The following is a 20,916-nucleotide window of genomic DNA, read 5'->3' on the forward strand; positions in this document are numbered from 1 at the left end:
GTGTGTTGCATGTTAAGGAAGGAAAACCAAACAGAAGTGAGAAGAAGACCGAAAATCATGGAGTCTATAGATTAAATTGTTGGAAAAGTTTGGACGCGTAAGAATTTATTAAAAAACCCCCGTTTCTTCACGAAACGAAGGTTCATCAATTAAGCCATTAGCTTAAGCTATTCATTGAACAGCAGTTCCAATTCTTACTTGGAAGCCACCGTAACAACAATAGACAAAATCATAAATCCTGCACCCAGTACCACCGTTGCACGTTGCAGGAAGAGATCCAATCCGCGCGCTTTCGTTTTACCGAAAAGATGTTCCGCACCACCGGAGATGGCACCCGCCAAACCAGCGCTTTTCCCGTGCTGCAGCAATACTACAGTGATTAGACCGATCGAGAAAACAACGAGCAGCAATTTCAAAGCAATATCCATTCTTTCCACCTCCTACCCATGTGGGCATACATCTCACCATAAAAACAGTTACTTTAATTGTAACATAGCTATGGTTGTACTACAAGTAGTACAGTTTATACAATGCCCTAAATTTCACCATCTGCGTGATCCTTACGTTATACCATTACTTCGTTGCAATAAAAAAGACAAGCCGGTTACCCGGCTTGCCCGTAAAAGCTGGATATCCAGCTTATTTTTTAAGGTTGTAGAATCCTTTAAGACCATTGTATTGAGCCAGTTCACCCAGTTGATCCTCAATGCGGAGCAATTGGTTGTACTTCGCGATACGGTCTGTACGGGAAGGAGCACCCGTTTTGATTTGACCAGCGTTAGTTGCAACAGCGATATCAGCGATTGTGCTGTCTTCGGACTCACCGGAACGGTGAGAGATTACAGCTGTGTATCCTGCGCGTTTAGCCATTTCGATTGCATCAAATGTTTCAGTCAATGTACCGATTTGGTTAACTTTGATCAGGATGGAGTTACCGATACCTTCGTTGATACCTCTGCCCAGACGCTCAGTGTTTGTTACGAACAGGTCATCACCAACGAGTTGTACTTTGTCTCCCAATTTCTCAGTGAGCAATTTCCAACCATCCCAGTCATCTTCGGACATACCGTCTTCGATTGTGATGATTGGGTATTTCTCAACCCATGAAGCCAGAAGGTCAACATACTCAGCGGAAGTGTAAGATTTACCTTCGCCAGCAAGTGTGTACTTACCATCTTTGTAGAACTCAGTGGAAGCAACGTCCATACCCAAGAATACGTCAACGCCTGGTTTGTAACCAGCTTTTTCAATTGCTTCGATGATTGTAGTGATTGCTTCTTCGTTCGAACCAAGGTTCGGTGCGAAACCACCTTCGTCACCTACAGCTGTGTTCAAGCCTTTGGAGCTCAATACGGATTTCAGGTTGTGGAAGATCTCTGCACCTACGCGAAGAGCTTCTTTGAAGCTTGGTGCTCCAACTGGAAGAACCATGAACTCTTGAACGTCGATGTTGTTGTCAGCATGCTCACCACCGTTGATGATGTTCATCATTGGAACTGGCAATGCTTTAGCGTTGAATCCGCCCAAGTAAACGTACAATGGCAGGTCCAGAGCGTCAGCAGCTGCGCGAGCTACTGCCATGGATACAGCCAGGATTGCGTTAGCGCCCAGTTTACCTTTGTTTGGCGTACCATCCAAAGTGATCATCAATTTGTCGATACCCAGTTGATCCAATGCATCCATACCGATAACTTCTGGAGCGATTGTTTCGTTTACGTTTTTAACAGCTTGCAGAACGCCTTTACCGAGGTAACGGGATTTGTCGCCATCGCGAAGCTCAACGGCTTCGTGGGCACCAGTGGATGCACCGGATGGAACGATTGCGCGTCCGATTGCACCGGACTCCAGGTATACTTCAACTTCTACTGTAGGGTTACCGCGGGAGTCGAGGACTTCGCGAGCGTACACGTCAGAAATAATAGTCATTTGTGATAATCTCCTTTATAGTTGGGATTTAATTTTTGGACCAACTTGTGTTTGCCCTTATTTCACTATGTCAGCAGAATCGTCTTCCGATCGCTGTTATCCCCTGATTTCTTTGAACTTACTTTCATAAGTTGAAATCATGTGATAAAGGCGAGCGCTTCGCTTCTTCAGACTATTTCTGCTGCCTTCGTTCAATGTGCAAACGCCAAACCGTCCAATTATATATGTTGTTGCGTAACTTATTTACGGGTAGCGATGACGGATGTACCTGTCATCTCAGCCGGTTTAGGCAATTGCATCAGGTCAAGGATCGTTGGCGCGATATCTGCCAGGATTCCGCCTTCACGCAAAGTTACATTGGCATCCGTAACGATGAATGGAACCGGGTTCGTTGTATGAGCTGTGAACGGACGTCCTTTCTCATCGAACACCATATCCGCGTTACCATGATCCGCCGTGATCAGTACAACGCCGCCTTTGGCAAGTACTGCATCCACAACACGGCCCATACACTCATCTGTTACTTCAACCGCTTTGATGGTAGGCTCCAGCATGCCGGAGTGTCCAACCATGTCAGGGTTAGCAAAGTTCAGAATGATGGCGTCATGTTTGTCTGCTTCGATCTCGCGAACACATGCGTCAGCAACTTCATACGCGCTCATCTCTGGTTGCAGATCATACGTTGCAACTTTTGGTGAGTTGATCAGTACGCGAGTTTCGCCCGGAAGCTCCACATCACGACCACCGCTGAAGAAGAAGGTAACGTGCGGGTATTTCTCAGTTTCTGCAATACGCAGTTGTTTTTTATTGTTCTGTACCAGGACTTCACCCAGGGTGTTGTCGAGGTTCTTCGGCGAATAAGCCACATAACCTTCAACCGTCTCGCTGAACAAAGTCAAGCATACAAAGTGCAAGCCCACAGGGAACTTCGGACCACGCTCGAAACCGCGGAAATCCTGGTTTGTGAATACTTGCGACAACTGGATCGCACGGTCAGGACGGAAGTTGAGGAAGATAACGGAATCGCCGCTCTCTACCAAACCTACCGGCTCACCATCCGCTTTGACGATAACCGTTGGTTCAACGAATTCATCAAATACGGATTTCTCATACGATTCTTCAACCGCTTTGAGTGGGTCAGTGTATTTTGGTCCATCTCCATAAACGATGGCACGGTATGATTTCTCAACCCGTTCCCAACGTTTGTCACGGTCCATCGCGTAATAGCGACCTTGAACCGTAGCGATTTTACCTACACCGACTTCTTCAATCTTGGCGATCAGTTTCTGCATGAAGTCTTTACCACTGTCTGGCATAACATCACGGCCATCCATGAAAGCATGAATATATACATCATTCATTCCTTCTTTTTTGGCCAGATCCAGCATAGCAAACAGGTGGTCGATGTGACTATGTACGCCGCCATCAGACAACAAGCCGTAGAGATGAAGTTTTTTGCCGCTTTGTTTCGCTTCGCGAACGGCTTTGACAAGTGTTTCATTGTCGTAGAACTCGCCGTCACGAATGGATTTGGAGATACGGGTCAAATCCTGGTATACGATCCGGCCGGCACCAATGTTCAGGTGACCTACCTCGGAATTTCCCATTTGCCCTTCTGGCAAACCTACAGCTTCACCGCATGCAGTGAGTGTTGTATGTGGGAATTGGCTCATGAAACGGTCATAGTTCGGTTTTTTGGCTTGCGCTACCGCATTGCCTTCCACCGTGTTACGCAGACCAAAGCCATCCATGATGATCAGTGCTACAGGTTTTGGAGCTGTCATCTTACTTCGCCCCCTCAACAAGCGCGATGAACGAAGCCGGCTGCAAGCTGGCACCGCCAACAAGTGCGCCGTCGATGTCGCTTTGTCCGAGGTATTCTGTTACATTCTCTGGTTTAACACTGCCGCCGTATTGAATACGAACTGCATTCGCTACCGTCTCGTTGTACAGATCCTTCACCAGCGTACGGATGTAAGCAATAACTTCATTCGCATCTTGGGAAGTGGAGGATTTGCCTGTACCAATCGCCCAGATCGGCTCATAAGCAATAACAACTTGTGCCGCTTGCTCTGCAGACAGACCTGCAAAAGCAGCTACTGTTTGCACTTTGCATACGTCTTTTGTTTGGTTCGCTTCACGCTCTTCAAGCGTCTCACCAAGGCAGAAGATTGGAGTCAATCCGTGACGGAATGCTGCATGCAACTTTTTATTGACAGTCTCATCGGTTTCCGCAAAATATTGACGGCGCTCCGAGTGACCAATAATGACATAATCCACACCCAGGTCTTTCAGCATTACACCGCTGATTTCACCTGTGAATGCACCGTTATCTTCAAAATGAAGATTTTGTGCACCAATTTTGATGTTTGTGCCTTTAACGGCTTCTACCAGGGATGGCAGATTTGTAAACGGTGCGCAGATTACAGTTTCCACGCCTTCAACTTCCGCTTTTCCTTTAACTTCCTGAATGAAGTCATTGGATTCGGAAACCGTTTTGAACATTTTCCAGTTACCTGCGATAATCGGTGTTCTCATGGGTTTCAACTCCTTCATGCTATAGACTACTAAAACTTACTTGTCGTTCAATGCCACTACGCCTGGAAGTACTTTACCTTCCATGAACTCGAGCGATGCACCGCCACCTGTAGAGATGTGGTTCATCTTGTCAGCCAATTTGAACTTCTCAGCTGCTGCTGCGGAGTCACCGCCACCAATTACAGTGTAAGCTTCTGTCTCAGCGCAAGCTTCCGCTACTGCACGAGTACCGTGGGAGAATGGCTCGATTTCAAATACGCCCATTGGTCCGTTCCACACAACCAATTTGGAGTTTTTGATTACATCAGCATAGATCTCACGTGTTTTAGGACCGATGTCGATACCTTCCCAATCTGCTGGGATACCATCGATGTCAACGATTTGTGTGTTTGCTTTCGCACTGAAATCGTCAGACACTACGATATCTACCGGCAGGTAGAAGTTTTTGCCCAATTTTTTCGCTTTTTCGATAAAACCGAGAGCAACATCAAGTTTGGAATCATCCAGCAAGGATTGTCCAATTTCATGTCCTTGTGCTTTGAAGAACGTGTAAGTCAGACCTCCACCGATGATTACGTTGTCTGCAATGTTCAGCAGGTTGTCGATTACATCGATTTTGTCCTTAACTTTGGATCCACCAATGATAGCTGTGAAAGGACGCTCAGGGTTGGAAATTGCTTTACCCAACACTTCAAGTTCTTTCTCCATCAACAAACCGGACACTGCTGGAAGCAAGTGAGCGATTCCTTCAGTCGAAGCGTGTGCTCTGTGAGCCGCGCCAAACGCATCGTTAACGAAAACGTCAGCCAGTTCAGCAAATTGTTTTGCCAGTTCCGGATCGTTTTTCTCTTCGCCTGCGTGGAAACGAACGTTTTCAAGCAACAAAACGTCGCCGTTGTTCAGTTCAGCGATTTGAGCTTTAACAGCGTCACCAACAGAACCGTCAGCTTTAACAACTGTTTTACCAAGCAATTCAGACAAACGCTCAGCTGCTGGAGTCAAACGCAAGGATTCAACCACTTCGCCATTAGGACGACCCATGTGGCTTGCCAAAATGACTTTAGCGCCTTTTTCAATCAAGTAGTTGATTGTAGGAAGCGTTGCACGAATACGTTTGTCATCTGTAATTTTACCATCTTCGAGCGGCACATTGAAATCTACACGGACAAAAGCCCGTTTTCCTGTCAATTCGATATCGCGTACACTTTTTTTGTTCATCTGTATTTCCTCCGCACCCATGTATTTGGTGGACCAATCAAGAGCTGAAATCCCTCGTCAATCCTGGTGTTTTTGAGAAATTTGCAAAATGTAGATATATAAAGAGCGGAAACAATATAGCATCTGTTTCCGCTCTATGTTATTACAGATATTACTTAATCATTTTTGCAAAGTGCTCCAAAGTGCGAACCAATTGTGCAGTGTAGGACATTTCATTGTCATACCAAGCTACAGTTTTAACCAATTGTTGGTCGCCAACAGTCAGAACTTTAGTTTGAGTTGCATCAAACAGGGAACCGAAAGTGATTCCTTGGATATCGGAAGATACGATTTCGTCTTCTGTGTATCCGAAAGTTTCTGGATCGGAAGCTTCTTGCATAGCTGCGTTAACTTCTTCAGCAGTTACTTTTTTGTTCAGAACAGTTACGAGCTCAGTCAGGGAACCAGTAGCTACTGGTACACGTTGAGCTGCACCATCAAGGATGCCTTGCAGTTCTGGGATTACCAGACCGATTGCTTTAGCAGCACCAGTTGTGTTAGGGATGATGTTTTCAGCTGCTGCGCGAGCACGACGGAAGTCACCTTTAGGGTGTGGAGCATCCAACGTGTTTTGGTCGCCAGTGTAAGCGTGAATTGTAGTCATCAAACCTTGAACGATTCCGAATTTGTCTTGCAGTGTTTTTGCCATAGGTGCCAGGCAGTTTGTTGTGCAAGATGCGCCGGAGATTACAGTTTCAGTACCGTCGAGGATTTCATGGTTTACGTTGTAAACGATGGTTTTCATGTCGCCAGTAGCTGGTGCGGAGATAACAACTTTCTTAGCTCCACCTTTCAAGTGTTTCTCAGCTGCTTCTTTAGTTGTGAAGAAACCAGTACATTCCAGAACGATATCTACGCCCAGGTCGCCCCAAGGAAGTTCTTCCGGGTTACGGTTAGCCAATACTTTAACTTCTTTGCCGTTCACTTTGAAGAAGCCATCGTGTACTTCAACATCGCCATCGAAGCGACCTTGAGTTGTATCATATTTGAGCAAATGAGCGAGCATTTTAGCGTCAGTCAAGTCGTTGATTGCTACTACCTCGATGCCTGCTACATTTTGAATACGGCGGAATGCCAAGCGTCCAATACGTCCAAAACCGTTAATACCTACTTTAATCATGAGTAAGTTCCTCCCAAGTTTTGATTAATTTTTTATGAAACTTATATATTCAAGACAGACGGTGAAGTCCGTCAAGACAACAATAGTTGTGATACAAAGTAAAACCTTATTCCATTTCAGCAACGATGACTTCGGCAGCAGCCTCATCAATAATCAGAATATCTTCCTGACCAAATCGTAACACGGAGTGTATTGCAGCAGCTTTGCTTTTGCCACCTGCAATTCCAATCACAACATCGGTTCGTTCAATATCCTGAAGTCGCATACCCAGTGTAAGCATGGTATGTACCACCTCACCCTGATCATTAAAGTAATAACCGAAAGATTCAGATACGGCCCCTTGCTCCTGAAGTTCATCTATAATCTCCGTCGCAAGTTTGCGTCTTTTGGCCATTTCTACGGCATCACCAATTCCATGAATAACAATCCGTGATTGCCTGATCAGTTGCAGAATCTCCTGAACACTAGGGTCCTGGATTAATGATTCATAGGCATGATCACTGAGCAAATCCGGTACATGCAGGAGTTTGTATTGCGCCCCTACCCGTTTTGCCATTGTGGATGCGATCGTATTAGCCTGAATTTCAAGGCTTTCCCCAAGTCCACCGCGTGCCGGTACGAACCAGACACCTTTGAGCGATGTTGGCGGATTTAGTTGTTCTGCGACTTCGGCCGTTGTTGAACCGCCAGTAACGGCGACAACGTCGTTGTCACTCATGATATTGCCGAGAGCCTTCGCTCCGGCTCTGCCCAGTTCCCTTTTGGCAAATGGAGAAACGTCCGAATCGCCAGGAACCACAACTACCTTTTGCAGACCGTAGGCTTGCTTGATGCGCTCTTCCAGCTCGGATAATCCGAACAGCTCTTTGGCTACGGGCTCTAACTGCTGCAGCAAATCATACCCTGCCTCGCTGATCTTCATTCCTGCACTGTCAATTTCAATAAGTCCCTGAGCCTTTAACAGATCGGTCTCAGCCCTCAGAACCCGCTCGGTCATCTGCATGGAATTAGCTAACGTTCTCCGTCCGATCACATCCGATAACATGATCTGTTGCAGAATCGTATACCTCTTTTTCAAGATATCCATGAGATCAGGCAGAAGCTGCTTTTGTACTTCTAAAATCGTTCGCATGCTTTCCACTCCCGCAAGTTCTCGTTCTAAGCTCTCTTTCGTGGCCCTAAAACGTCCCGGGTTAACTTTTTAAGTCCCACGTCTATTCTACCTAAAACTGACGTGACATGCAAGTGTTTCAACGTGTTATTTCGACACGCATGCAGCGTTTGTACGCGCCTATTTTCACAATCCTAGACTTCCATGATCTAGGACTAGCTCACGCATACCATATATAGAAGAAACAAATGAATTCAATCTACATATCGCTCACAATCACATTTCATACAGCATGTCCAAAACCTCTAATAGCATTTACTTAAATGCACTCTTTATCCACTCTTCTTCATCATGATCATTTTTAGGTTAATCCAAACCAATACCACAACGAACTGCTTGCAATTAAATATTTCATGAGCTATAATCATTATTGCTGTCACATAATGTGCGCCCGTGGTCCAATGGATATGACGTAGGCCTCCGAAGCCTGAGATCCAAGTTCGATTCTTGGCGGGCGCGCCACTTTTATTTAACAGCTCATAACCCATTTAACCAATGAAACCGGAAAGGTTTCTTTTTTTTGCAAGTTAGTTTGACTTTCTTTGACTTTTTGTTTGGAATTGTTTATTATGTGGGTAATACGGTAACAGTTTAAGTATAAACACCAATAACATTTACATTCCAAGGAGGTTTTTCACGTGAGTTTTATTCCAATGGTCGTTGAACAGAGCAACCGGGGTGAGCGCGCCTACGACATCTACTCCAGATTGCTGAAGGATCGTATTATTTTCCTTGGTAGCGATGTTAATGACGTAGTGGCTAATGCCATTATGGCACAGATGTTGTTCCTGGCTGCGGAAGATCCGGAGAAAGACATTCACTTATACATCAACAGCCCAGGCGGATCGATTACAGCCGGTATGGCGATTTACGATACAATGCAATTCATCAAACCGGATGTATCTACCATCTGTGTAGGTATGGCGGCTTCCATGGGTGCATTCTTGCTGAATGCCGGTGCAAAAGGTAAACGTTTTGCATTACCAAACAGTGAAATTATGATTCACCAACCACTTGGTGGTGCACAAGGTCAGGCTTCTGACATCGAAATCCGTGCTCGCCGCATCCTGAAAATGCGTGATACGTTGAACCGCATCATCTCTGAGCGTTCAGGTCAACCGCTGGAGCGGATTGAGAAAGATACAGATCGTGACTACTTCATGAGTGCTGCTGAAGCCGCCGATTACGGTATCATTGATAAAGTTATCGAAAACGTAGGATCACAAGGCATCTAAGTGTGACGTAGACCACGGTCTATGCGTTAACATAATCAACACCTAACGTAATCAGCAACATATAATTGTGTTGTCTATACGAGAAGAAGCCCTCATCATAATTATGATGAAGGCTTCTTTTTTCATTTTATAAGGAAGAAAAACTTGAGAGTGCATAATAATGATTCTTTATTTGGTTCCATTTACATTACTGAAAGGTTCCGTGCCTTTAGGGAGAAGCTCTTTATACGTAAATGGCATTTCAGGGAATCCCTCTGCATACGCCGTATACTCATACAACTGGAAGAACACAACTACACCCGTTGGTGTCACATAGAAATCTTGATCTTTATTCAACCCTTTATAACCGTCGAGGTATCCACCGCGGGCTTTCAGTTGTTCACCCACTTTTTTACTCAACGTCTCGCGCATGGTTTTGTTATTTTGCAGCACATCATCTAACGTAAGCTCCTTACCTGTGTCCAGTGCAAAGGTGTGGCCCGTACGGTATGTCATACCATGAGCGCCAGCATAATCTTCGTATCGTTGTGTAATGAGTCCCAGCACGCCTTTTTCGTTGTACGTCACTACATAAGAGCTCTCAAATGCATATGGACGGTTGGCTGTTGCACCGCCGAATTCAGATGTCTGTTTCTTGAAGTCAGCTACATAAGCATCCACTTCGTCTTTCAGCACTTTGTTGATCGCCGCTTCAGCTTCTTTGCTGGCAAGTCCACTCACTTGCGGATATTGAACATCTACTTCAGCATTTTTTACAGTAACATTAACTGTTGCCGCTTTAATTTTAACGTTATTTTGTTTCACCTTGCTGAGTGTCAACGTTTTGGTTTTGGCATCCCAATTCCCCTGTACACCCAGATAATCTCTCATTGCTGAGAATGGAATATACAATCGACCCTGAATCAATTTCGCTTCCACTTGAGGGTAATAACCGTTAATATAAACGTTTGGCTGTCCATCCATCAGGCTAACGGTCATCGCATTGTTGGCTGCTGTTACCGTATATGACTTCGTTTTCGCATCATATTTCAGCGTTCCACCTGCCACATCTTTAACTGCCGTAAGAGATACCCAAGTTGAACCACCTTGAAGAAGTCCTTTTTGAGTCAGTGTTTTTCCACCCGACTTCAGGGTCACCTCAGCTGTGGTTGTCACTTTCGAGGATACCGATGCCGCCTGAACCGAACTGTCCTGCCACACCGAACCGCTACCTACAATAATTCCTGTTGCAAGCAACGCACTTGTCCATTTTTTCCATGATGTCATATATAAAACTCCTCTCTGAATTCACAATTAGGGATCATTGCGTATGTAATCCTGACCTGATCGCATATCTCATACGCTCACCTCTCTATTATAATTAACCCGATTTCGGAAAGGTTTACAGCTCGAGTTACAATGTTGATGAATATCAGTAGGAAAATATATGGGGATATGACCTTTTTGTCACGAACAACTATACAAAAAAGATACCAATATACAGCATTTCATGTTGCTTCAAAAAGGTACCCTTCTATATAACTTCATCAAAGTTTGCTTTTCCAACAAAAAAAGACTCTGTCCACAGGACAAAGTCTTTGTCATTATTTCGTTGTACCCTTCAAATGACACTTAAAAAGGTTCTTGAGTTTACAATCCTTAGTTCGATCTTGTTTATTTCATTTCATACGTGATATTCAGAATTGTACTTACTTTAACCTGGCCTGTTTCAATCTCAGTACCACCTGCTGTATCTTGTGCTTTGGACATCAACGCCTCGCTTGCATAGAATACAGGCACATCGGCATCACCTTGGCTCACGGAAAGAACAGCACCCAGTTGACGTTTAACTGCTTTTGCAATGGCGCCCGCTTTCACATCTGCATTGGCAACAGCTTTTTCAATCACTTGGGATTCATAACTTTCCGGATTTTCTACAGTAAAGCGTACGTTTTCAATATTGTTGGCACCGGCACCCGAAGCAGCATCGAGCAACTCGCCAATCTTGTCCATCTGACGATATGTGACTGTCAGCGTATGATGCGCTGTATATCCTTTAATTTGTTGTCCGTCTTTTTCACTATACGTATAGTTGGGTTGTACAGAGAACTGACTCGTTTGAATGTCGTCTGCACTGATCTTCCACGTATTCTTCAGCAAATTGGATACTTTTTGAACTTTGGCAGCATTCGCTTTTTGAGCAGATGCAGCTGTCTCTGCAGTACTGTTCACACCAATGGACAGATACGCGATATCAGGCTTCACCTGAATCTCACCTTTACCCACAACATTAATCACATTCTGTTGTACTCCCTGAACCTCTGCAGCGTAAGCATAGTTACCTGGTGCAACCCATGCTGTTCCTCCAACAAGCAACGTACTTGCCACCAGCACCGCACCAAACGGTTTCATCCATTGTTTACCCATCACGATAGCCTCCTTATGTGTTAACATCTCAAACTTTAAACGATTTGATACCTTAACAGACGGGACAAATTCCATAATGTTGCACTTGACGATAGCAAATACGTCAATAACGCAAAAAAGCCCCTTTCGGGACTTCTTCATTGGATTGATCATATCTTATTGGTTTTCGAGTTCTTCCTTGCTTACCAGACTAACTAAAGCGTTTACAGCCTGTTCGGCATCCGCGCCTTCTGCACTAATCTGGATTTCCGTACCTGTGCTAATTGCAAGGCTCATGATCCCCATGATACTTTTTGCATTAACTTTTTTGTCGTCCTTCTCGACGAACACTTCAGACGAGTACTTATTCGCTTCTTGAACGAACAGTGCCGCAGGTCTGGCATGGAGACCCGTTTTCAAACGGACAACTACCGGGTGCTTTGTCATGGAAACTTACCCCCTATTATGAAATCTGGACATTAAATACACAATTATATTTATACAACATTATACCATTAACCCGTGCAGGACACTAGAAGAAAAAACTCAGGGTGCTTTGGAGGACATTATCTTGCCCTAATTTCATCTTTTGCACAGCGCATCCAATGACCTAAGTGAGTCTCCCAGATCCTTAACGGCTGACTTTCCCGACCTTTCTGTTCAGCAGAAACAGCCGACCTTGTTACTTTACCCTACTGCGTCTTAACCATAACGTTCTGTGCGTACTTTCTCAGCCAGCTCATCAATTTTACGAAGCCGATGGTTCACTCCCGACTTGCTGACTGTACCTTTAAGGAGCTCGCCAACTTCCTTCAAGTTGATATCCGGATGAGCGAGTCGAACCTCCGCCACTTCGCGAAGTTTCTCAGGCAAAGATTCCAGACCAACTTCCTTTTGTAACAACCGGATATTATCGATTTGTCTTACCGCCGCTCCAATCGTTTTGTTCAGGTTAGCGGTCTCACAATTGACAATCCGGTTAACGGAGTTACGCATGTCTCGCATAATTCGTACATCTTCAAACTTGAACAAGGCCTGATGAGCACCAATGATGCTGAGCAGCTCAATGATTTTCTCGCCTTCCTTAATGTATAGGATGAATCCTTTTTTCCGTTCTATACACCGGGCATTCAGATGAAATTCATTGGCCAGATCAACCAGTGCCTGACAGTGCTCTTCATACATAGACGCAATCTCCAGATGGTACGAGGAACCTTCCGGATTATTAACCGATCCACCGGCCAGAAATGCACCGCGAAGATAGGCCCGTTTACAACAGTTTTGCTGAAACAATTCCGTACTGATCCCTGGGGTAAAGAGAAAGCCCTCCGATACAATATGAAGACTATTGAGAATCTCCTGTACCATGGTTGGAATACGAACAATATATACATTGTTCTTTTTCAGCCGCATTTTTTTGCGGACCAGTAATTCCGTATGCACTTGAAAATGCTTTTTAAGCAGAGAGTATGCCCGTCTTGCAATCGCGGCATTCTCCGTCGAAATATCCAAGATCACTTTTTTATTCGATAACTGCACTGCACCAAGCATACGGATGAGGGCTGAAAGTTCCGCCTTTTCGCAGCACGGTTCGCTCTCGATCATGGTTAATTCTTTTTTGGTCTGTGCTGCAAACGACATGGGACTTCACCTCTTCCGTAACATCCAATTTTGTACCAGTTGGTAGATGTGATGACTTAACTTGTCAGCATCATGACGCAGATAGGTTTTGAACAGAACAAGGGTATCTGCAACCACCTGATAGCCGGCACTTTCGAGTACATTCATATCCAGTACAACCGGTTTTGCTCCTTTTTCCGCATACTTATTTTGCACTTGCAGCGGAATATCACCATTATTTACGATAACATAGTCGAAGAGCTGATGACCTATATGCTCGTGTACCGCCTTAAGGTGGTCACTTACCGTATAGTTATCTGTTTCTCCCGGCTGTGTCATCACATTACAGATAAACATCTTCACCGCATCAGCCTCTACCACAGCTTCTGCAAGCTTAGGTACGAGTAAATTGGGAAGGATGCTTGTATAGAGGCTGCCTGGCCCGATCAGAATAGCATCAGCTTGACGAATGGCCTCTACTGCCTCTGGCAACGGCTCCACGTGATCCGGTTCAAGGAAAACACGTTTGATGCGTCCACCCGCCTCAGGGATTTTGGACTCACCTGTAATAATTGTCCCATCTTCCATCTCGGCATGCAACACAACGGCCTGGCCTGCGGCTGGCAATACCTCACCTCGAACGGCAAACACGCGGCTAAGCTCCCGCACTGCGGTCACAAAGTCGCCCGAAATATCCGTCATTGCAGCCAAAATCAAATTTCCCAAGCTGTGGCCGGCAAGCCCCGCGCCTGTATTGAAACGGTACTTCAACATATCTGAAAGCAATGGTTCTACATCAGCCAGTGCCGTAAGCACGTTGCGAATGTCGCCCGGAGGCGGCATCTGTAGCTCATTGCGCAGGATGCCTGAACTTCCACCGTCATCTGCAACTGTGACGATGGCCGTGATATCCAGCGGCTTCTCTTTCAAACCGCGCAGCATCACGGATAATCCGGTTCCGCCGCCCATTACAACTATTCTCGGACGTTCTCTTCGTGGTCCGGCCTCTTTCATCCCTTCACCCTCTTCAATGACGGTCCCGGTCAGCGTCGCGATGGCTCACGGTAACAGCTTCTGTCTCGCTGCTTCCCAACATCTTGCCCAAATATTCCGATATTGCTACCGAACGATGCTTGCCTCCGGTACAGCCGATTCCAATAATAACCTGGCTTTTGCCTTCCTTCCGGTATTGCGGAATCAGGAAATGCAGCATATCCAGCAGCTTGGTCAGAAACGCCTGTGTCTCTGGCCATTTCATAACATATTCATACACATCACTATTCTGTCCCGTATTCGGTCGCAAATGATCAATATAATGCGGATTCGGTAAAAAACGTACATCAAACACCAGATCAGCATCAATCGGAATCCCATACTTGAATCCAAACGACGTAATATTCACCGACAGCATTTGGCTTTCCAGATGAGAAAAACGGGATATGATGCGTTCTTTCAGTTGAGCAGGCTTCATTGTACTTGTATTCAGTACCTGAGTCGCAGAGTTTTTGAGTTCCTCCAACATCTTGCGTTCCAGTCGGATGCCATCCAGCGGCATGCCCTCAGGAGCCAGAGGATGTCTGCGCCTGCTTTCTTTGTAACGCTGAACAAGTACAGAATCTGTAGCATCCAGGAATAAAATTTCGCAATGAATGGTAAAATGATCTTTAATATAGTTCAAAGACTCGGACAGAGCCGTAAAGAATTCACGCCCGCGCAGATCGATAACCAATGCAACCTTACCAATCTTGCCGTTTGACTGTTCAATTAGTTCCGCAAATTTCGGAATCAATACCGGCGGCAGATTATCCACACAGAAGAAACCCAGATCCTCCAGGCTTTGTACTGCAATGGTTTTACCTGCTCCGGACATGCCCGTAATGATAATGAGCGTGGCGCCTGTGCCTGGTGATCCTTCACCTTCAAGCATAAATGTCCCCTCCTTATCATATTGCTGTCTTCATATATTGTTACGAGGATACTAGGAACGCAAGAGAAGACCTGCTGCACCCACAATACCTGCATTATTACCAAGTGTAGCTTCCAGAATCTGAACCCCATCTTGCAACGGTTCTGGCGTCAGCTTAGCAAACACAGTACGGATTTCATCAAACAAGAAATTGCCCGCTTTGGATACACCGCCACCGATGATGAACATCTCCGGGTTAATGACAGCTGCTACAGTAGCCATGGACTTGCCCAGGTAAAAGGCCGCACGATTCACAATGCGCTGTGCCACTTCATCGCCTGCCTTGGCAGCATCAAATACTTCTTTGGCTGCAATCTTGTCGACGAGTGCCAGTGACGTATGATCCCCGCGCTCTACGGCATCCTTTGCCATACGGATAATACCCGTTGCAGACGATACTGTTTCTACACATCCCATTTTACCACAACCACACTTGATGGCTTCCAGATCAGGTACAACACTGATATGACCCAGTTCTCCCGCCATACCGGAGAAACCCTGATAAATGTTACCATTCAGGATCAAGCCTCCGCCAACACCCGTACCGAGTGTATAACATACGCAGTTGTCTACGCCTTTGCCGGCACCTGCCCAGACTTCACCCAGTGCAGCCACGTTTGCATCGTTATCTATTTTGATTGGCTTGCCCAGACGTTCTTCCAGAATCGAACGAATGGCCACATTCCGAAATCCGATGTTAGGGGCATGAACGATAATTCCCTCGCGTACATTCGTGAAACCGGCCACTCCAGCACCTACACCCTCAAGCTGTTCCCAACTGTAAGGTGATTCGGCTACGATATGTCGGACATACTTCTCGATGTTGGCGATGACCGTGTCTACGCCCTTATCCACTTCAGTCGGTCCTTCATACGTATGCATTAGCTGACCTTGTTCATCGCATATACCGACCTTGATTGCTGTTCCGCCGAGATCGACCCCAACGTAGATTTTCTCAGACATGCTGCAAGCCACCTTTATCTATCTAAAATAGTTTAAGTCCTACGTACCAACTATAATTGAAGGATACGCCTGGGTCAAGACGATAAGACCTCTAGTGCCTCCTGCTCCGCCGGGGTTGTGAACCACATCACGCACCGTTTTTGAATACGTATACATCCTCATTACCTTCATTTATAAACGCATGCTTTATTCCTTCCTCCATAACAGAGGAAGCCTCAACTCATGATATTGCATCTTCACTCGTTCCATTCATAAAAGATCAACATCGTCCCCTCAGAGTGGTGACTCGTCTTATGCCCCCCACCACCTGCCATTCTCATGCAGAAAGTTATCTAATGGCGGTATTGCCAACAAAAAAAGAGCCTTCCATCCACAGGAAGGCTCCCTTACTTTTATGAAAATCTGAAATTGTAGAAATTGGGCTGACTCAGTTGATTTTTCTACGTTATAACTTCGTTTCCACACGTACCGGCTCTTCTGTCTTCTCCATCTTGTTCACATCCAGAATATCGAGCAGGAAGACAAAGATCGGAATACCAATGATAAGTCCCCAGATCCCCAGGAAGTGTTGCGACAGAATTAGTACGATAAAGGTGTAGAACATTGGCAATTTGGTCTTGTGTGCCATCAGTTTTGGATTCAGGAAGTACGTCTCCAAAGCATGAATAACAATAATCATGATGATCACAATAATGCTTAATTTCAGTCCACCCATCTGATACCCAATCAGACAGAGCGGTACAAGTGAGATGATAACCCCCGCAACGGGAACCAGACTGAGCATGAACACCAGAATAGTCAGAGCGAACAGATACGGGAAACCCAGAATCCATAAGCCCAGTATCGTCAGTACCGTATTAAACACCGCAATAAGAAGCTGTGCCTCAATGACTTTACCAAAAGAAGATACGAACTTGTCTCCCAGATAAGCAACTTCATTGTAGAACCATCCAATTTTACTTGTTTTGAACTTGGACGTGAACTTGGATATCTCCTGCTTCTGCAACAAGAAGAACAGACTCAGAATGATGACGAGCAGAATAAACTCCAGCCATTTGCTCAAAGCGAAAATATATTTCAATGCATCATTGGTGTAATTTTTAATATCGAAGGATTGAAGATAACCCGCAATTTTGGACGCAAAATTATCACCGTCTGCACTATCCAGAAATTTCATAATCTCGTTCGTCAACTGAACGACCTGATCCACGATCCGTGGTGAATATCTGGAAATGCCAAGCACAATGACTGCGATCACAATCATATAGAGTAGGATGACTACAACTTTATAATTGATTGGAAACAACCGATTTAAACCACCTGTAATGAAATGCTGTAACCTGTTCATGACATACGTCACCAGGAACAACAGCAGAATCATATGCAGCATACTCCCCATACTGAACAAAATTAAACAGAACAAGAGCAGGATCAAAAATCGTCTCACTGTCGCATTCTGTAACCAATCTTTTATCATTTCCCCCAAAATCTTCACCTCACAGCTAATATGCCCTATATGTATACGATCTCATGCCCACTGTAGTTTCAAAAAAAGAGAAGCCTTCCGGCTTCTCTCATTTCATGAGACTTCCCGTTGTCTCTTATTCCCAGCATATGCCTAACCTCACGCATGTAATGCTTATTTATCCAACGTTTCGCTCCAATCATGGACAATGCTTCCTTCAAGGAACTTCTCACAATCCATCGCCGCCATACATCCTGATCCTGCAGCCGTAATAGCTTGACGATATTTCGTATCCTGAACATCACCACAGGCGAATACACCCGGAATATTAGTCTCCGTTGTTCCCGGTTTAACGACAACATAGCCATGTTCGTCCAGTGCGATCGCATTACCCAGGAATCCGGTATTCGGTGTGTGACCAATGGCAACGAATACGCCATCTGCTTCAAGCAACTCTTCCTGCCCCGTCTCGTTGTTGCGCACTTTCAGCCCTTTGACACCCAAAGCTTCTGGTACGACTTCGAGTGGAGTACGGTTCAGCGCCCACTTCACCTTTTCATTGCTGCGAGCCCGATCCTGCATAATCTTGGATGCACGCAATTCATCCCGGCGGTGAACCAATGTCACGTCTGTTGCAAAACGAGTCAGGAAACTCGCTTCCTCCATCGCGGAGTCTCCACCGCCCACGACCACGATTTTTTTGCCACGGAAGAAGAAACCGTCACATGTCGCGCATGTACTTACACCACGTCCCACATTTTCCTGCTCGCCCGGAATACCGAGATAACGAGCGGAAGCACCTGTGGAGATAATGATCGATTCAGCTTCCAGTTCACTGATTCCTCCAACTTTGACCTTGAAGGGCGGTTTGCTGAAATCAACCTCTTCCACCCAACCGTTTTTGAATTCCGCTCCAAAACGTTCAGCTTGCTTACGCATGTTGTCCATCAGTTCCGGACCCATGATACCTTGCGGGAAACCGGGGAAATTCTCAACTTCCGTTGTCGTCGTTAATTGACCACCCGGCTGAAGACCTTCGATAACCAGTGGTTTCAGATTAGCACGAGCCAGATATATCGCTGCTGTCAGACCCGCAGGTCCCGTTCCGATCACAATCGTTCTGTATTTAGACATATAGATACAGCCTCCTTAATTAAGGTGAGAATGTGTTGTACTAGCGATGAACTTGCCAAGATGATATCCTACAGGCGTTTACGAAGCCCATTCGTTAAGTTTACCCGTTTTCCCGGTTGTTGTATCCTTCACCTGATGATGTCTTTCTGAAAACGAGTTGAAGCGAACTTTCTATACAAGTGGTGGCTTGCTGTTACAAACCGAATGAATCTGTTTAGCATACTTGCTAACCGTTGATGCCGATATCCCATACCGCTCAGCAATGCTTTGATAGGTAACGGGCCGACTGTGATTCTTCGCTGCCAAATATTCAAGTCCTGCAGCCCAACCCTCAATCTGCTTCGTACCCGTAACCTCCGGATGTACCCGGGATACATAATCTGTCCAGAGCCGTTCCATCTCTTGCTGCAACTCAGCCTTTGCTTCAGACATCTGTAACGCACGATCAACAACAGCTTGCCAATGGGATGTTGATCCAGTGTCCGATTGCTCTGATGTGGATTGAACCTTCCCAATAGACTTCAAGGCTACAGGAGAAAAGGGTCGAACCACCTGAGTATTACGATCCTCATGTTCAGCCGATTTCAATCCGTTCAGTACAGTTTGTGCTGCTTCAAGCAGATCCTTTTCTTCTCCAGTCTCTTCAATAAAGGATTGCAGAGCCTGCTGCACCTCATAGTCACCGATCATCCCAAGCGCATGAATAACCTGTAGCTTGGTTGCCCGATCACCATGACGCAATGCCCAGAAGAAGGATGAGCGAATCAGTGGATCATTCTTCATTTCTTCAGGTATGCCACTACCGTAGTTCTCCCACTGTCTGAATTGCTCATCAAATGGCAGATGATAGTGATAACTTAGCTTCTCTGGCTCTTGCTCGCCTTGTTTTACAGCCTCAAGACCTGACAGATAATACCGGGATACTTCGGAACCCGGATCAAGCTTGGACACATGATGCCATAAACGCTCAGCAGCATCATAACGTTCTGTATTATAAGCCGCCACGGCTGCATAGTGAGCAAGTGCCGGATCAGCAGCTGTCTCTTCGTCCTTGAGCAAACGCCGGAAGTGAACATAAGCCGTATCGTGTTGGCCCAGAATCCCCATCGTTGTCGCCAGTTTGTAGACTTGTTCGTGCTGGAATGGCACGATGACCCGCAATTTTTTGATCAGAAGCAAAACCTGATCAGCCCGGTTCTCATTTTGATGGAAAATGGCCAGATTACAGAGTGCATGCAGATTACCTGGTTCCTGTTCAAGCACTTCGGCAATAGTCTCTTTTGCTTTGGGAAACAGACCCATATAATAGTAGGCGAGTGCCAGATTGTTACGGGCAGCCAAGTAATCAGGATAATCAGAAGACATGCCTTCGAGCAATTCAGCAGCCTGTGCAAATTTTCCTTCTTCCAGCAGTTCCCGTGCCTGATCGTGCTCCACTACACCTTTGCGTGATTTGATTCGATTCAGTTTGGTCGGACGATCCAGCTCATAGTACAGAAGCTCCATCATCTCTTCGGCTTCCGTCATGAACTGACCTTGAGTGTCCTCCTCCAGATAGGTAACAAGTGCTTGCTCGGCTTCCTCAAACCGATCCATATTTGCATAATTGTTCGCCATATAAAAATAACATTCCGTCATCGACGGATCTACCACTTCCAGCACGTTAGCCAGAATGGCATTGGAGGCTTCGTAATCCCCCTTCTCCGATAATATACCCGCCATATTACAATGATTTACCGGATTTTCCGGTTCGTATTCAACAGCTTTGCGAAAATATTTTAATGCCTTGTCGACATGATTACGGTCCAGCGAGCGGACAGCTCTTTCAAAGAAGAAAGAAGCATCCAAGTGAATCGGTATAATATTGGCAAGGTGTCCCTCAGCCCGCACTAGCTTGCCCTTCATCTTCCAAGGCACCTCCTCTTTGCATTTCATTCATACTCTTCAGTATACCACATCTTAAGGCCCACTTCTCAATATGTAGTTTCATGTCGTTTATGAAAAAAATGCAAAAGAAGATGATATTCCATTTTGCGGAAACCTATCACCTTGGAGCGTTGTTTATTCAAAGGAAAACCATGTTTACCTAGAGACTCCTACACTCACTTGCCATAGACTCTCTTTGTAGTATTGCAT

General features: G+C 45.5%; 18 protein-coding genes and 1 tRNA gene. 2 read left to right on the top strand and 17 right to left on the bottom strand.

Going from position 1 to position 20,916, the window contains the following annotated elements:
- Positions 1–194 precede the first annotated feature (194 nt).
- The 7 genes from secG to MHB71_RS24270 form a co-directional block, all read right to left on the bottom strand.
- Complete coding sequence (secG, locus tag MHB71_RS24240; protein WP_017691238.1) at positions 195–428, bottom strand: preprotein translocase subunit SecG; 234 nt, start codon at positions 426–428, stop codon at positions 195–197.
- 211 nt (positions 429–639) lie between these two features.
- Complete coding sequence (gene eno / locus MHB71_RS24245) at positions 640–1,926, bottom strand: phosphopyruvate hydratase (protein ID WP_036616228.1); 1,287 nt, start codon at positions 1,924–1,926, stop codon at positions 640–642.
- 239 nt (positions 1,927–2,165) lie between these two features.
- Complete coding sequence (gene gpmI, locus MHB71_RS24250) at positions 2,166–3,710, bottom strand: 2,3-bisphosphoglycerate-independent phosphoglycerate mutase (RefSeq protein WP_036674740.1); 1,545 nt, start codon at positions 3,708–3,710, stop codon at positions 2,166–2,168.
- Position 3,711: 1 nt separating this feature from the next.
- Positions 3,712–4,464 (bottom strand): triose-phosphate isomerase, encoded by a 753-nt coding sequence (gene tpiA, locus MHB71_RS24255; RefSeq protein WP_036616221.1) that lies wholly within the window; start codon positions 4,462–4,464, stop codon positions 3,712–3,714.
- A 36-nt stretch (positions 4,465–4,500) separates the two neighbouring features.
- Positions 4,501–5,682: a phosphoglycerate kinase gene (locus MHB71_RS24260; RefSeq protein ID WP_340027922.1), complete on the bottom strand. Its 1,182-nt coding sequence runs from the start codon at positions 5,680–5,682 to the stop codon at positions 4,501–4,503.
- Between the two features lie 151 nt (positions 5,683–5,833).
- A complete protein-coding gene (gene gap / locus MHB71_RS24265; RefSeq protein WP_017691243.1) occupies positions 5,834–6,841 on the bottom strand; it encodes a type I glyceraldehyde-3-phosphate dehydrogenase in 1,008 nt (335 codons plus the stop codon).
- Positions 6,842–6,947: 106 nt separating this feature from the next.
- Entirely contained in the window at positions 6,948–7,973 is a 1,026-nt protein-coding gene (locus MHB71_RS24270; protein WP_017691244.1) for a sugar-binding domain-containing protein, read from the bottom strand.
- Positions 7,974–8,399: 426 nt separating this feature from the next.
- On the opposite strand from MHB71_RS24270, the gene MHB71_RS24275 reads away from it, so the two are divergent.
- Both MHB71_RS24275 and clpP read left to right on the top strand, forming a co-directional pair.
- Positions 8,400–8,474, top strand: a tRNA-Arg gene (locus MHB71_RS24275).
- A 176-nt stretch (positions 8,475–8,650) separates the two neighbouring features.
- Positions 8,651–9,247, top strand: a complete 597-nt coding sequence (clpP, locus tag MHB71_RS24280) for an ATP-dependent Clp endopeptidase proteolytic subunit ClpP (protein WP_017691245.1) — start codon at positions 8,651–8,653, stop codon at positions 9,245–9,247.
- 168 nt (positions 9,248–9,415) lie between these two features.
- Here the strand turns inward: clpP and MHB71_RS24285 are convergent, their stop codons facing one another.
- The 10 genes from MHB71_RS24285 to MHB71_RS24330 all read right to left on the bottom strand — a co-directional run bounded on the left by MHB71_RS24285 (position 9,416) and on the right by MHB71_RS24330 (position 20,685).
- Positions 9,416–10,513, bottom strand: a complete 1,098-nt coding sequence (locus MHB71_RS24285) for a DUF4163 domain-containing protein (protein ID WP_340027923.1) — start codon at positions 10,511–10,513, stop codon at positions 9,416–9,418.
- A gap of 387 nt (positions 10,514–10,900) precedes the next feature.
- Complete coding sequence (locus MHB71_RS24290) at positions 10,901–11,653, bottom strand: SIMPL domain-containing protein (protein WP_340027924.1); 753 nt, start codon at positions 11,651–11,653, stop codon at positions 10,901–10,903.
- A 156-nt stretch (positions 11,654–11,809) separates the two neighbouring features.
- The gene (locus MHB71_RS24295) at positions 11,810–12,079 is read right to left on the bottom strand and encodes an HPr family phosphocarrier protein (protein WP_017691248.1); all 270 of its coding nucleotides are present in this window, start codon (positions 12,077–12,079) and stop codon (positions 11,810–11,812) included.
- Positions 12,080–12,334: 255 nt separating this feature from the next.
- Positions 12,335–13,273, bottom strand: a complete 939-nt coding sequence (gene whiA, locus MHB71_RS24300) for a DNA-binding protein WhiA (protein WP_036616210.1) — start codon at positions 13,271–13,273, stop codon at positions 12,335–12,337.
- Between the two features lie 6 nt (positions 13,274–13,279).
- Positions 13,280–14,266 carry a YvcK family protein gene (locus tag MHB71_RS24305; RefSeq protein ID WP_017691250.1) on the bottom strand — a complete coding sequence of 329 codons (987 nt, stop codon included), beginning with the start codon at positions 14,264–14,266 and terminating at the stop codon, positions 13,280–13,282.
- A 13-nt stretch (positions 14,267–14,279) separates the two neighbouring features.
- Positions 14,280–15,179, bottom strand: a complete 900-nt coding sequence (rapZ, locus tag MHB71_RS24310; RefSeq protein WP_017691251.1) for an RNase adapter RapZ — start codon at positions 15,177–15,179, stop codon at positions 14,280–14,282.
- Between the two features lie 51 nt (positions 15,180–15,230).
- Complete coding sequence (locus MHB71_RS24315; RefSeq protein WP_017691252.1) at positions 15,231–16,181, bottom strand: ROK family glucokinase; 951 nt, start codon at positions 16,179–16,181, stop codon at positions 15,231–15,233.
- A gap of 445 nt (positions 16,182–16,626) precedes the next feature.
- Entirely contained in the window at positions 16,627–17,658 is a 1,032-nt protein-coding gene (locus tag MHB71_RS24320; protein WP_036616412.1) for an AI-2E family transporter, read from the bottom strand.
- A 162-nt stretch (positions 17,659–17,820) separates the two neighbouring features.
- Positions 17,821–18,780 carry a thioredoxin-disulfide reductase gene (gene trxB, locus MHB71_RS24325; RefSeq protein ID WP_340027925.1) on the bottom strand — a complete coding sequence of 320 codons (960 nt, stop codon included), beginning with the start codon at positions 18,778–18,780 and terminating at the stop codon, positions 17,821–17,823.
- Between the two features lie 171 nt (positions 18,781–18,951).
- Entirely contained in the window at positions 18,952–20,685 is a 1,734-nt protein-coding gene (locus MHB71_RS24330; RefSeq protein ID WP_340027926.1) for a tetratricopeptide repeat protein, read from the bottom strand.
- Between the last annotated feature and the right edge of the window lie 231 nt (positions 20,686–20,916).

This window comes from Paenibacillus sp. FSL H7-0940 (assembly GCF_037979415.1).
Taxonomy (GTDB): Bacteria; Bacillota; Bacilli; order Paenibacillales; family Paenibacillaceae; genus Paenibacillus; species Paenibacillus amylolyticus.